Raw genomic sequence first — 14,828 nt, 5'->3', positions numbered from 1 at the left:
CCGGAGACGGGAAACGTTGCGGGAAATCCCCGCAGTTTCGTTCCATTTTGGCCCGCCATCCCGGATTGTGTTGCTCCGTTGAAACATGCGATGAATCAGCCGGTGCGGCGAAAAGACTTGTCTTTCCGTGAAGAACAGAGCCTTTTAGAATTCGGTCATGACGATTCCACCGATTATACGCCACTCTGGGTGTCGACTGATTCTGCGAGCGAGCTGCTGTTTCGTGATGGCGGTTTTCACGGTGACGGCCGCCCCCGGCGTCGAGCTGACGCGGCAGGAAAGGGCCTTGCAGACGCTGCAGCAGCGTTACCGGTCACGGCAGCAGCAGTTTCAGCAGCAGATGAATCAGATCGCCCAGAAAGCGGAATCACAGAGCTTTCTGACGGACGCCGATCGCATTCGGAAGCTGGGAACTCCCATCGACAGCGGGGCCTACGATCTGGACGTGCTGCCGGTGGAACTGCTCCCGGCGATTCCGATGAATCTTCCGCCCGAGGAACTTCAGTGGCGGGTTGAACTCCGCAAGGTCGAGAAGGACTACGCAGTCGATCTGTACAAAATTGCTCGCGACGCCATCACGCAGGGTCATCCCAGTCTGGCAATGCAGCTGATCCGCGAAGTCGCCTTCCGCGATCCCGACAACCCCAGCGCCCGCAAGCTGCTCGGTTTTGTCCGCGATGGGAACACGTGGACCACCCCCTTTGCACGCTCGATGCAGCGGAAGGGGTTTGTGGATCATCCGCAGTTTGGCTGGATTTCGAAGGCCTCCCTCCCGCGCTACGAAAAAGGAGAACGCTATTTCGACGGTGCCTGGGTCAGTGTGGCGAAAGAAGAAGCGCTTCGGGCCGACTTTCGTAATGCCTGGGAGATCGAGACCGAGCACTTCGAAGTCCGCACCAATCACAGTCTGGAACGGGGCGTCCAGATCGCGCGGGCGCTCGAAGGGTTTCATGATTTTTTCCTGCGGGAGTACGCCGCGTTTTTTCGCTCGCCCCAGCAGATCCAGCGGCTCTTCGATGCGGGAGCAGCCACTCCCGGCGATGGAACCCGGCGGCATCGGGTTTATTACTTTCGCAATAAGGAAGATTACATCGCCGCGCTCGAAGCCCGGAATCCGAATATTGCCGGCAGCACCGGGCTCTATGTCCCGAATGATCGCACCGCCTATTTCTACAATGATGACCTGGCGCTCGAGCAGTCACTGGAGACCATGTTCCACGAGGCGGCTCACCAGCTGTTGAGTGAAAGCGCTCTGAAGATGTTCGATGTCGGAGTGACCAAGGACTTCTGGGTGATCGAGGGCTTCGCCTGCTATATCGAATCGTTCCGCCCCGACAGCACAGTCCATCGGATTGGTGATCCGCAGCATCTGAGAATCAACTGGGCCCGGCAACATGCTCTCGTGGAAAACGCCGTCGACCCGATGCGAAGATTCACGGAACTCTCCAAGAATCAGTTCCAGCAGGCGCCCGATTCGGAAACCCTCCGTCGGCGCTACAATCAGGCAGCCGGGATGGTGCACTTTTTTCTCCATTTCCAGGAGGGGATTTACCGCGATGCGTTCATTTCCTACCTGTCGCAAGTCTACAGCCCGGTCGAACGGACACGCCTCCGGGCAGAGACGCTGGAGAAACTGACCGGGGTCCCGTTCGAAACGCTCGATCAACAATATCTGGAGCATTTACGCTCACTCCCCGAGCCGATCCCGCAACAGCAGACACCGCACATCTCATCGGGATCAAGCCGTCCCCCCGGAGTTCCGTAAACCGACGGGAGCGTTCACCGTTCCCGCTGCTTGTGGATTGCGCTGCTGTCTCGTAAAAGCTGCGCGGGAATGTCACCATCCGGATTCGATGGCCGGTGCTGCGGGCCGGTTTCCCGATTCGGGCCTTGGAGTCACCATGAATTTCTACCTCAGAGTCTTCAGCTGCTGGCTCGGCGCGACGTTGCTCCAGTCTGCGGCTGCTGCGGAGCCCGTCATGACAAAGCGCGTGGACCACGTCGATCACTATCACGGAGTCGCTGTCCCGGATCCCTACCGGTGGCTCGAAAATGATGTCCGTGAAGATCAGGAAGTGGCCGAATGGGTCCGGCTGCAGAACGAAAAGACAAACGCCTACCTCGAAGCGATTCCGCAGCGGGAACAGATCCGCCAGCGGCTGACGGAACTCTGGAACTTCGAGAAGTTCGGGACTCCGTTTCAGGCGGGGGGGAGAATTTACTTCTACAAGAACGATGGTCTGCAGAACCAGTACGTGCTGTATGTGCAGGAGAATCTCGACTCGGAACCGCGCGTACTGATCGATCCGAATACCTGGTCCAAAGATGGAACGGTGGCGCTGGGCAGCACCTCATTCAGCGATGATGGTCGCTATGTCGCCTACTCCATTCAGGATGGAGGGAGCGACTGGCGCAATTGGAAGATCATGGAGATCGAATCGGGCAAAGTGCTCGATGACGAGCTGAAGTGGATCAAATTCAACTCACCCTCCTGGACGCCCGACGGAGCAGGATTCTTCTATGCCCGCTTCCCGGAGCCGGCAGCCGGTGCGGCGTTTCAGAACCTCAATCTGGATCAGGCAGTTTATTATCACCGTGTCGGCACGCCCCAGTCGGATGATGTGCTGGTCTTCCACCGACCGGATCATCGGGACTGGGGCTATCAGGCGACGGTGACCGAAGACGGCAGTTATCTGATTCTCACCGTGCACGTCGGAACCGATAACCGCTACCGCGTCTTTTGTCGTGATCTGCGCGATCCCTATGCCATGCCCATCGCGCTGATCGAGCATTTCGACAACGAATACTCCTTCATCGGGAACAACGGTCCGGTCCTGTTTTTTCTGACCGATCTCGATGCCCCGCGCAAGCGCGTCATCACAATTGATCTGCGAAAAGTTCCGACGACGACGGAAGCGGAGGAGAACGCTCCTCGCCGAAACGTGGACTATCAGGAGATCATTCCGCAGCAGGCAGAGACCATCACGGATGTTTCGTTTGTCGGAAATCTGCTGGTGGTGGAAACACTCAAGGATGCCCGCACGGAAATCTCACTTTGGCAGCCGAACGGCGCTTTCCTGAGACAACTGCAACTTCCGGGAATCGGCACTGCGAGCGGGTTTTCCGGAAATCGGCAATCGGTCGAAACGTTCTATTCGTTCTCGAGTTTCGATACCCCGCCGAGTATCTATCGCTATGACCTGTTCACCGGCGAGAGCCAGTTGCTGCGGCAGGCAAAAGTCAATTGCGACTGCAGCCAGTTCGAAGTGACTCAGGTCTTCTACCAGAGCAAGGATGGAACCCGGGTGCCGATGTTCCTCGCGCACAAGCGGGGCCTGAAGCTCGACGGCAGCAATCCGACCCTGCTCTATGGCTATGGGGGCTTCAACATTTCATTGACCCCTGGGTTCTCGATTAGTCGACTGGCCTGGATGGAAATGGGCGGGGTCTTCGCGATGGCCAATCTGCGGGGTGGGGGAGAGTATGGGGAAGAGTGGCATCGAGCGGGGACCAAGCTGAACAAGCAGAATGTCTTCGATGATTTCATTGCCGCGGCCGCATGGCTGATCGCCAACAAGTACACGAGTCCCGCCCGACTGGCCATTCAGGGAGGAAGCAACGGAGGGTTGCTGGTGGGGGCCTGCCTCACACAGCGCCCCGATCTCTTTGGGGCCTGCCTCCCCTCGGTGGGAGTGATGGACATGCTGCGGTTCCACAACTTCACCGCCGGCCGATACTGGGTCGACGACTACGGGTCATCAGACGATCCGGAGCAGTTTCGGGCGCTCTACGCTTATTCGCCCTATCACAAGATCCGGCCGAATGTCTGTTATCCGGCGACAATGGTCCTGACCGCTGATACCGATGATCGGGTTGTCCCCGGCCACAGTTTCAAGTTTGCAGCCGCTCTGCAGCTGGCGCAGGACTGCGATCATCCTGTGCTGATCCGGATCGAAACGCGCGCCGGGCATGGTGCGGGAACCCCGACATCGAAGATGATTGAGGAAGTCACGGATCAATGGTCCTTCCTGGTGAAGAGCCTGCAAATGAAACTCCCGGCGGAGTAGACGTATTGAGTTTCGGCTTGTCCTCTTCGTGTGGTGAATGACTCAACTTCGCCCCACCAGAACAACCAATTGAAGGTCAGGATGCTCGGAGACCTCTGCGAAGACTGCCGCTCTGCTCGACCGTGGATCGAAGATGCCTGAAATTCAGCTTGATCAACTCGATGATCCGCGACTGCTCCCCTACAGGGATCTGAAAAAGACCAATCTGACCCGCTGGTCGGGACAGTTCATCGCGGAGGGGATTCGCGTGGTCGAGCGTCTGCTTGCCAGCGGGTTGCAGATCGAATCAGTCCTCATCACGCAGGAGCAGCGACACCGCCTGCCGGCGGAGATGGGACAACGGACGACCGTGCTGGTCGTCCCGCAGTCGCTGGCCGAGTTGATTGTCGGCTATCGGTTTCACGCAGGGGTGCTGGCCTGTGCACGGCGACCGGACAATCCGGAGCTGAGATCGCTGGTGGCCCGAACCTCAGATCGCAGCCTGCTGATTGGCTGTCCGCAAACGACTGATCCGGACAACCTGGGAAACATCATCCGGATTGGGGCGGCCTTTGGGATCAGCGGACTGCTCGCCGGGCAGGAGACGGCGGATCTGTATTCGCGACGTACGCTGCGGGTCTCGATGGGAAATGCGTTCCAGTTGCCGATGCGGCTGTCCGATGACTTTGCTGCGGACCTGCGACAGCTGCAGTCACAAGGCTATCAGATTGTGGCCAGCTGTCTTTCGCCCCAAGCAATTCCGTTGCGTGAATTCGTCCCGTCGTCCCGAATGGTGCTGCTGCTCGGCAACGAAGCGAATGGGTTGGAAGAGACGCTGCTGCAGCTGGCGGATCAGCAGGTGGTCATTCCCATGGCAGCGGGAGTGGATTCCCTGAATGTCAGCATCGCGACCGGGATTTTGCTGTACGAGCTGACCCGCTGAAGACTGCCTGACACGACGGCGGCACAAGCGATCGCCGGTCATTTGCGCGGTCCTGTCGCTCTGACGGACGTGGGGACTGACCCACAATGGAAACGCCCGCGATGGGGAAGACCCCGCCACGGGCGTTTGCCTGCTTCTCACTGCTCAACACGAGAGCAGGGGAGTTACTCCACTGCGCTCGTGTCTCGTGCAGGGTGAGGTTACAAGGGCCAGTTGTAACCGCCGTTCCAGCCCCACGGCGTTTCGCCGAAGCCATTGCTGGGGGCCACGATTCCGACTCCCCACAAGTCACCAAGGTTGTCGATGAGGAAATCTCCCCCGCTCCGCGGATCGTCATCCAGATAGAAGGACTCGAAGCCGTTGAACGGCGTCCCGGGAGCCACTGGGACACCGGCCGATTCCAGGCCAACCAGGTTGTAATTGTTGCCGTTGCTGGCCTGCACGCGGAACGTGCTTTCGCCCATCCCCTGGAACAGGAACGGATTCGGTGAGGAATTCGGATTGGGGGTGGCCGTGGGGCCCAGAGTGTTGTAATTCAACGAGGGCGCGGAGGTCATGTAGTCGGCATAGTTTCGCAGTGCCAGTCGGGTGGCGTTGCGCCGACGGTTGTCATTCTGGAACGGTCCGCCGTTCGGGGCATCGGCTCCGGTCTGACGAGTCCGCGATTTGTAGGTGCTGTCGGCATTGTCATAGAACGCCCCCGGCTGGAGGTCGTCACCGGTGTTCGTACCGAATTGTCCGCTGACGTTGTTCCACAACCGCAGGGTGTCGAACTCGTTGACCTGACCCTTCACACCCCATGTGAGGTCCAGTCGGGCGAGCGGGTCGCCACGACCAGTGTTCGAGGGGTTGTACTCCGTTCCGCTCCAGGATCCGCCAATTCCTGCCGCGTTGCCGGTGGAAACAAAGCTATGGAAGAAGACGTCATCCCCGAAGTTTCCGTGCAGCCGGTTGGAGGTGAAGGCCATCACAATGCCGACGGAGACGTCTGAGGCGAAGCCGCCCGCCTGGGATGTCAGTCCGGATCCCTGGAGGTCATAGTTTCCGCCGCTTGTGCCGACACGCACCACGACCCCCGAGCTGCCGAGATTGTCCGGGGTCTGGGCCAGAACGGTATTGCCGTTGTTGGAAACATCGGTCTGATCGATATTGAGAATCAGGTGAGGAATGCGATTCACTGCCCCGCCGCTCAGCAGCAGCACCGAACTGAGCTCTGACTGCCCCTGTTTGCCGTCAGAGGACTGGACGACATAAATCCCCTCTTCACCGTTCGAACTGTACTGACTGGGCGGGCTGATGGTTCCATTCCGCGGGTCAATGGATCCGGTGACATTCACCGTCAGCGAGGAGCTCATCGTGTTCAGGATATCCAGGCCGCGTCCCGTATTCTGGACCACGCGGTTATCTGCCAGGTCGACCCGCAAGGTAAATCCGTTGGTCGTCAGGCCGTGTGTCCCATCACCGCCCGCCTGAATTTCAATGCCGTCGTGAGCGTTCTGGCGGATGGTGGAGTTCCGGATCGCGACGTAACTGGCGACGCCTTCAATATCGAAGCCGTGGCCGTCGATTGCGGAAGCGGCCAGCCGGCCGTTCATGAGCACGTCAACGTTATCCCAGGTCGAGTTGCCGTAGCCCATCACCAGCGCGCCGCTCAGGCCGTTGCCGTTGATCTGCACGTTGCCGAACTGGTCCAGCACCGCACCGATAAAGCCATCGGTCACATGGAGCGATGTCGGGGAATTGAAGCCGTTGTTCAACAACGCACGGCTGTTCACTCCGAAGCCGGAGTTATTGGCCATGATGTTCTGGGTCCAGTAGCCGCTGATCCGACGCAGATCGCCGCCCGACTGGGTGATTTCCGTCAGCTGCACACCGTCGCCGCCGTTGGACTGAATGCGGTTCTCGGTCATGTTGACGACGAGACCGGCATCGGCGTTGACCTGCAGGGCGATGCCGTCATCGCCGTTGTTGCGGATGATGTTTCCGTCCAGAGCGTTGAGCCAGTTGGCGATGGAAGACTTGCTCACGGTGTCGGTGCCGACGACCGTGGTACCGTTCCGCTGGCCGTCCATCCCGATGATCATGGTCATGATCATGGGGACGGTGCCGCTGGCACTCGTGTTCTGTGCCACGATTTCGATGCCGTCATCGGTGTTGAACTCGATCACGTTTTCATCGATGAAGAAGTCGTTGACCAGCACTTCGTCGCGACGGGTGAAGCGGATGCCGTCCCCCTCGCCGGCGATGCCGGCATCGTTCCGGGAGTGGGCGATCGTGTTGTTCAGGATATGCAGACCGTCGATGACCGACCGCTCCTGCACATCGAAGCCGATGCCTGAACCCGCGTTGCCAGCCGCCGCGTTCGCCGAAGTGACACCGATCTTGTTGCGGGCAATCCACAGGCCCGGAGTGACATTGTAGATGCCGTCACCGACCGCTGCGCCGAAGTGATAATCGAGCAGGTTGGAAGCGGGGGTGACGTTGTTGGTGCCCAGCATCCGCACTTTGATCGCTTCACCCGCAAAGCCAGTCGCCGTACCGAGCCCTGTGCTGGTGATGACGTTGTCGAACAGGCCAATGCGTCCCACGGCATCCTGGATCATGTCGATGCCAATGCCGGCATCCCGGTTTCCGCTGATGGTGTTTCCCTGGCCGACAATCGTCTGGCTGCCGAGAGCCAGATCGAAGACGCCGCCGAGGAAGATTCCGCGGAACCCGAACCCCTGATTGTTCGTGATGGTGTTGAACGTGATTCCGTTTCCGCTGGCAGCGGTTCCTGCGGCATTCACGTTGTACTTCGAATTGCCGGAGGAGTTGACGCGAATACCGCCGCCATTGTTGTTGATCAGCTGGCGGGTGATGTCGCCGGTCAGCCGTGAACCGTTCTCGAGATCGATGTTGATGCCGTATTCCCGGTTCCCCGACATCGACGACACATAGCCGAACTGGGCCTGCGAATTCACGATGCTGATGGCTGCGGTGGCACCGCTGAGCGTGAGGTTCACCCCATGTCCACCATTGTTGTCGAACTTGCCCAGATCGATCTGGCTGCTGGGGATCACGGCCCCGTTCAGCAGCTTCAGGTACAACCCGTGGCCGCCGTTCTGTGAGGCGGTGATCGAGGACAGGCCGAGTGAATCGGTGATCGTGGTGTTGTCGAGCGTGAACTCCAGGCCATCTCCCAGTCCGGAGCCGATTCCGGGCCCGGTCACGGTGACATTGTTGAAGTTCACCGAGGTGAGCGCCGACATGTTCGCAAAGCGGATGTTGATCTGGTCGCCGACGTTGTTGGAGACCGTCATCCCGCTGAGGTTGAACGAGGTGATGCCGATCACGGAGTCGAGGTCGACCTGCAGCCCATTCCCCTGGTTTCCGTTCACGACCACGCTGCTGCTGGTCAGCAGGAAGTTGTTGATGACGACACCGCTGGCATCGTTGGCAAGGATCTGAATTCCATCGCCGGCGTTGCCGCTGGCACTGGCATTGACTCCCAGCTGGGTCATCATGGCCTGATTCAGGACAGAGACCCGCAGACCGGGACCACCCAGATTGTTATTGAACAGGTTGGTGCTGGTTCCACCCATGGACAGCGAGGCGACGGTGGTCAGTCCGCTCACAAAGAAATCGAAACCGAGACCTGCCGAGGAAACGCCGACCTTGCCGTTGTTTGAGCCGACGGAGCCATTCAGGACGGAGACGTTGGCGGTGCCGTTCAGAATGTCGATGTCGAAGCCGTCTTCAGAGTTGAAGTTCGAGATGACGTCATCGAGCGTCAGGTTGACGAAGCTGCCGACACCGGTGACGTGCATGTTGAAGCCGTCCGATGTGATGGTGGCGGCTTGACCATTGTTGGTCAGGGTGACGTCTTTGAAGTTGCCGGTGAACGATCCACTTCCCATGAGAGTTGGGGAAGTGCCGACTTCGTCGAACGAACCGACGTTCACGTCGATTCCCTGGAAGACGCTGCGGTCGATCGTGGCTATGGTCAGATTGAAGGTGAGTGCCCCGTCGCTATAGACATCCAGGTCAATGGCCCGCCCACCGCTGTTGTTGATGGTCAGATTGCTGAGATTGAACGTGGCTCGCGAGCTGGCCCCGCTGACGCGGACATCGATGCCGTCAAACCCGTCTCCGGAAATTCCGTTGTTTGACAGGTTCATGTTGCTCGCAGTGAGGTTGGTCAGGTTGGCCCCCCCCGTCACGGAGAACTTCAGGCCGTTCTGCTTGTTGGACTGGGCGGTAATGCCGCTGAAGCCGAGCACCCATACATTCAGGCCGCCGTCCATCGACAGATCGAGACCGTCATTGCCGGCATTGTTCAGAGTCAGGCCGCTCAGGTTCACAGCCCCTGTCGCCACAGCGGTTCCGCCGAAGCGGATGGCAGCCGCGTCGAGCGCTGCGCCGCTGAAGTTGGAGTTCGTGACGGTCACGACAGCCTTGTCGCTGCTGACGTTCATCCCGGTCGCCTGCACATTCAGTCCCCGTCCGGTCTGGGAGTTCTGACCGTTGACGTTCGACAGGGTGATGTTGCTGGCCTTGCGGACCCCGTCGAGCAGAATGCTCAGGGCGTCGGCGTAGGAGTTGCTGACGTTGAGCCCTGCGAAGGTGACGTTGATCGGTACCGTCTGGGAATCGACGTTGATGTAGACAGCCCGGGCATTCGCGTTCTGCAGTGCGGCTCCGGCGGAGGAGAAGTTCGCATTGGAGGAATTGACTTCCGTCAGAATGGCCCCGCCCGCGGCATTCAGCACGAGACCCGCATACCCTGCATTGTTGGCAGTGATGCTGTTGAGGTTGGTCACTGCCGTGGAAATTGAACCGGTCATCGTGACGTTGAACGCCCGCTGTGCGGCGTTCGTCGCGGAGATACCGTTGGCGATTACGCGGGCGGTCGATCCGGCGACACCGTCGATTCGCAGGTCGATGGCATCCTTTCCAGCGGAATTGAAGCTGGAATTGCCATTGGCGGAGTTGTACAGGATCACATCGAGCCGGCTGGAGGCGCCGATCCCGCTGGCGTCCACTTCGACACCGTCATCGAGAGCATTGTTGGCTACCACGTGCCAGAGGGCGATGGTGTTGCCACCGGCACCGGTCAAACCGGCGGCGCTGATGGCGACCCCCTTAAGATGGGCGTTGTTCGCGGTCACATCCCGCAGGGTCAGGTTCGTCAGCACGTTCTGGGCGTCCATCGTGATGGCGACGCCGTGACCCGTCTGGGCACCGGAGAAGCTGCTGTTGGAGACACTGACCAGCCGGAGTTTGGTGGTGTTCGCTCCGCTCTTGCTGATGTTCAGGCCGTGGGTCTTCGCGTTGTTGGCGGTCACGCCGACGAGAATGACACTCGTCATATCGATGCCACCGGAGAAGCCGAGGTTTACTCCGGCTCCGTTGGCGGCGTTACTGGCGGTAGTGTTGGAGATCGCGACGACGCCGGTCGAGCCGACAGCACCTGCCAGGGTGATGTTCACCCCGGTCTGATTGGCACCGAGGAATGAGGAGGTTCCACCGATTGCCACGTTGGCTGTATTGCCACTGATCAGTCCGGAGATCGTCAGGTCGAGGCCGTTGCCGGTCTGGGCGCCTGTTCCGTAGATGGTCTTCAGGTCGAGGTTGCGGTTTCCGGAGCCGGCGATGTTGATATCAATCCCGATGCCTTTGGCGTTGTTCGCCAGCACCGTGTTCATGTTAAGCGTGACATCGGTTGTCGCATCGGTGATGTCGATGTTGATGCCATCGCCGGTCTTCGCGCCGATGAAGGAGTTATTCACCATGTTCAATGGTGCTCCCAGTCGAGCCCCGGCGCCCAGGACGAGATTGAAGCCGATTTCGTTGGCATCCTGGGCATAGACGTTGTCGAACCGGGTGATGTTCAACACGGCGTTGTCGGAGCCTGCGATATGCACGCCCCGCCCGCTGCTGCTATTCGCATAGAGTTTGTCGATATCCAGGTTGACAACTGAGTTCGCACCCGCCACTCGGACGTCGAAGGCTCCTTGTCCTGCGACAACCGCATTATTGGTGAGTGTCAGGCCTTTGATGACCGATTCAAACTTGCCCCCCCCAATGACGTTGACATCAAACGCTCCCAGCTGGCTGGCTTTTGCCGGTGAGGAGTTATTGTTCTGGACGAGAACATTGGTGAAGTCGACCTTGGCACTGGAACCGACGCCGGTGACGACTCCCTGAATTGCCGCCTGAACCGGCTGGCCGGTGATCGGCTCCACGACCAGCGCGGAGTTCGACATGTTGTTCAGGAACTGCACATTATTCAGTGTTCCCCGGACCGTTCCGCCGGTGAGGGCCTGGAACAGCAGGCCTTGGGCACCGAAGCCGGAGATGGCATTCGCCCCGGTCAGATTCTGGAACGTGCCGCTGGCAAAGCCGCCGTTCGTGGCACTCAGAATGATGCCGGCGCCGCCAGCCAGGCCATTGATCTTAACGTTGTTGTAGCTCGCTTCGGCCGAAGAGATCGGTCCATCTGCCGAGATCAGGATTCCGGCTGTCCCCGGGCTGATCACACTTCCGCCGGTGAAGGACTGGCTGACCAGTCCGCCGTTCAGCGCGGTCGCCCGGATCTGTTGCTCTTCATTGTTGGTGATGTTGGCGTTGACGAGTACCAGCGCGACGGTGGTGTTGGCAGCGGTGAGGCCATTTCCGTTGGCGGTGGCGTCGATGCCGTCGCCGAAGCCGTCGTTAATGACACCGTTTCCATTCTGCGAGATTGTCCCGTTGGCGTAGCTGAAGGTGATTCCCGAGGTCAGGGGCTGGTTGACAACGTTGTTGCCGCGGAGGGCTGTCAGGTTGACACCATCACCCTTGTTGCTGGTGATGTTCACACCATTGAGGTCCAGCGAAATCTGCGCGGCATCGTTGTTGGAATTGTCGGGATTGGCTGAGGCGATCAGACCGTGGTTGGCATTCCGGAGAATAGCGCCCCCTGTCATCTTCGCCCGGACTTTGGCGCCGCTGTCGGCGGTGACCTGCAGCCCGTGGTCCTGCACGTTCGAGCCGACAGAATTTTCGAGCGTGACGTTCGTCAGTGTCAGGCCGATGTCGTTGAGACCCGGTGTTCCCACAACGGCGTTGTTGACAGCGTGAATCAGGATGCCGGCAGCGAGCGAGCCGCTCTGACCGCTGTTGCGAATGGCTCCGTTGCTGATCGTCGAACTGATGATGCGGGAGTTGTCGAGGTTGAAGCGGATCCCGTTCGCCCAGGCGTTGGCGATGACGAAATTATCGATCCCCAGCGTCAGCGAGGAATTGGAGGTCGCTTTGACGTCGACGCCGCTCGACTTCGTCGCGTTGAGCGCCATGGGCGTGCCGCTCTTGCCGGACAAGCCGACAAGGGCATTGGAGTTGTCGATGTTGACACTCACAGAGTTGGCTGTGGTGCTGGTAATCGAGGTCACGTTGGTCAGTGTGACGGCAGCCTGGGCACTGGCGGAGCCTTTCAGGAAGACGCCGTTGCTGGCCGACGAAATGATGACGTTGCTGGCGGTAACGGTTGCGCTGCCGCCCGTCAGTTCTTCGTAGATTCCGAAGCGGCCTGCGTTGTTGATAGTCAGGCCGTTGGCTGCATTGACCGTGGTACGGCCACCTGCCGTCGCGACCAGCGATATCCCGTCACGTCCTGCGTTGCTCAGGTTGGCGTTGGCTCCGAGACCGACAGTCACGGAAGAGTTGGCCCCGTGTGCTTCGAGGTGCAGGGCATTTACTGCCGCACCGGTCAGGTCGCTGCTGGCGCTGTCGAAGGTCAGCTGCGCTACCGAGGCGTTCTTGGCGACGACGTAAACGTTGTGACCCAGCACGGAGTTCGTGATCTTGGAATTGACGAAGCTGACCGTGGCGTTGGAGTTGTCGAGGTTCAGGAACATGCCGTATCGCCCGGAATTGGTGATGGCACTGTTGATGAACGTGGCGTTGAAGCGCGAACCGCCGGAAGCGGTGACATTGATCCCGTCGTAGATTGCCTGGTCGGTGTAGCTGTTGCGGACAATGAGGTCCATAGTGGCGCCGGTCGTCAGCACGCCGAAGACGCCGTAATTCGATTTCAGATCGCCACGCGACAGCGGAGTGTCGAGCACTTCGGCAGTGAGGTGCGTGCCGTTCTCGCCGGAAAAGCGGAAGCCCTTATCCAGCTGAGTCGGGTCGATGAAGATGTCGACCTTGGAGCCCTGGTCCTGCTTGATGCTGACGTTCTGCCCGGCGGACCCGGTCAGGTTGCAGTCGATAATGTCGACGTCAAACAGAGTGGCATTGCTGGTGACGATATTGACCGCGTCGCCCGCGGCATTGGTGAATGTCGTGTCGACAAAGCGGATCGCGCTCTTCGGATTGTTCCCGGAGAGTGTCGCCTGGAACGCATGGCCACCCGCCTGATTGATGCGGCCATTGGTCACGACACCGTTGAAGGTGCTCTCCGCTCCGGGAGAAACTCCGCTGGAGGTGATCACAAAGCCCGCCCGGCCCGAGCGGCTGAAGTCGACGTTGTTGAAATCAAACGTGGTCAGCGTGCTACTGTAGCCCTTGTAATTGCTGAAGCTCAGCACGGCTCCATTGTCGGTAGCACCGGTGAAGTCGGCGAATTTGCCGGTGGCGGCACTCAGGCGCAGCGAGAAGCTGGCGGAAGAACTGTTCTTGATGACGGCATCAATTCCGTCATCTCCGGCGTTGGCGAAGGAGCCGACGTTGTCGACGTCGAAGGTCAACGTTCCACCGTCGGCGTACAGATGCAGACCATCGGCACCGGCGAATCCGCCGCTCAGACCGCTCCCGGTCACGTTGACGCGTGCACCTCCGGTTGAGGAGATATCGATCGCATCGCCGGCAGCGGAGTCGAAGAGGACGTTGCTAAGGCTCAATCCCAGTCGGCCGGATGCCGAAGCCGAGATGTTCAGGCCGTCCCCTCCGGAATTGCGGGCGTCGATGTTGGTCAGGGAGACCGTGGTGTTGGCTCCGGAACCGACAGCGATCCGGATGGCATCAGCGGTCGCGGTATCGACCGTCAGGTTCGCGATGTTCACCATCGAAGCCTGGCCGGTGATGGTGATTCCGGCGCCTGTCGACGGTGTCAGCAAGACGCCGGCGGCGCCGTTCCCGTAGAGGTTCAGGTTCTTCGAGATCGTCAACGACTCGGAGTAGGTGCCGTTGCTGATCAGAATCGTGTCGCCGTGGCTGGCAGCATCAATGGCTGCCTGAATCGAGGCGAATGAGTCCTGTCCCAGTTTCTGGGCGGGGCCAGCCCCATCCGGATCCTGGCCAACGTTGAGATTCGCAAAGCTGCTGTTGACGTAGAATGTCGACAGCAGGGTTCTGTCTTCAAGCTGCTCTGCCGACTGGACGATGCCGACGTGGCTCAGCATCGACTGGATGCGTTTGCGTCGCATGGAGTAGCGGCGTCGGCCTTCAGCACCTGGGAAACGGAAACGGGGAAAAAGTTGCTGAAGCCAGTGAGCAAGAAGCATATCCGTGTCCGAAATAGCGCGATGATAAAATTGATGTCTCTCAACAGGTGCTGACTGCTGCTGAGTCCGGCATGAACGGAACCAGTTGGCACCGGCAGTTGTCCGTGACGCGACCTTCGCCGGGTCGCTTCTGAATCAATGCCGTTTCCCCTGTCCCCCTTCACGCTTTCAGCAGTCCTGAAAGCACCTTTCTGCGAAGTCGAATGTGCAATGGACAATTCGCCCGACAGCCCTGGAAGGCCGCTTGATCCATCACCTCGTTCGAATTCGAAGCATTCTGCAAAATCCCCGAAGTCTGCCGGCAGCAACCGGTCTGATGCCCGCATTCCGCCCGGACTGCTTGCAAGTCGCCGTGGCAAACCGGACAACACT

General features: G+C 59.5%; 4 protein-coding genes. 3 read left to right on the top strand and 1 reads right to left on the bottom strand.

The window, feature by feature from the left end; translation table 11 throughout:
• The first annotated feature begins 226 nt into the window (after nt 1-226).
• From SH664x_RS16100 to SH664x_RS16090, 3 genes are all read left to right on the top strand, one after another.
• Entirely contained in the window at nt 227-1,765 is a 1,539-nt protein-coding gene (locus SH664x_RS16100; RefSeq protein ID WP_437202612.1) for a DUF1570 domain-containing protein, read from the top strand.
• Nucleotides 1,766-1,979: 214 nt separating this feature from the next.
• Nucleotides 1,980-4,067, top strand: coding sequence for a prolyl oligopeptidase family serine peptidase (locus tag SH664x_RS16095; protein ID WP_437202610.1), 2,088 nt, complete (start codon nt 1,980-1,982; stop codon nt 4,065-4,067).
• Between the two features lie 133 nt (nt 4,068-4,200).
• Nucleotides 4,201-4,989 (top strand): TrmH family RNA methyltransferase, encoded by a 789-nt coding sequence (locus tag SH664x_RS16090; protein ID WP_437202608.1) that lies wholly within the window; start codon nt 4,201-4,203, stop codon nt 4,987-4,989.
• Between the two features lie 200 nt (nt 4,990-5,189).
• Here the strand turns inward: SH664x_RS16090 and SH664x_RS16085 are convergent, their stop codons facing one another.
• Complete coding sequence (locus SH664x_RS16085) at nt 5,190-14,378, bottom strand: beta strand repeat-containing protein (RefSeq protein WP_437202606.1); 9,189 nt, start codon at nt 14,376-14,378, stop codon at nt 5,190-5,192.
• Between the last annotated feature and the right edge of the window lie 450 nt (nt 14,379-14,828).

The sequence above is a fragment of the Planctomicrobium aquicomposti genome (assembly GCF_051466325.1).
In the GTDB taxonomy this organism is placed as follows: domain Bacteria; phylum Planctomycetota; class Planctomycetia; order Planctomycetales; family Planctomycetaceae; genus Planctomicrobium.
This window is presented reverse-complemented; position numbering and strand designations above follow the sequence as displayed.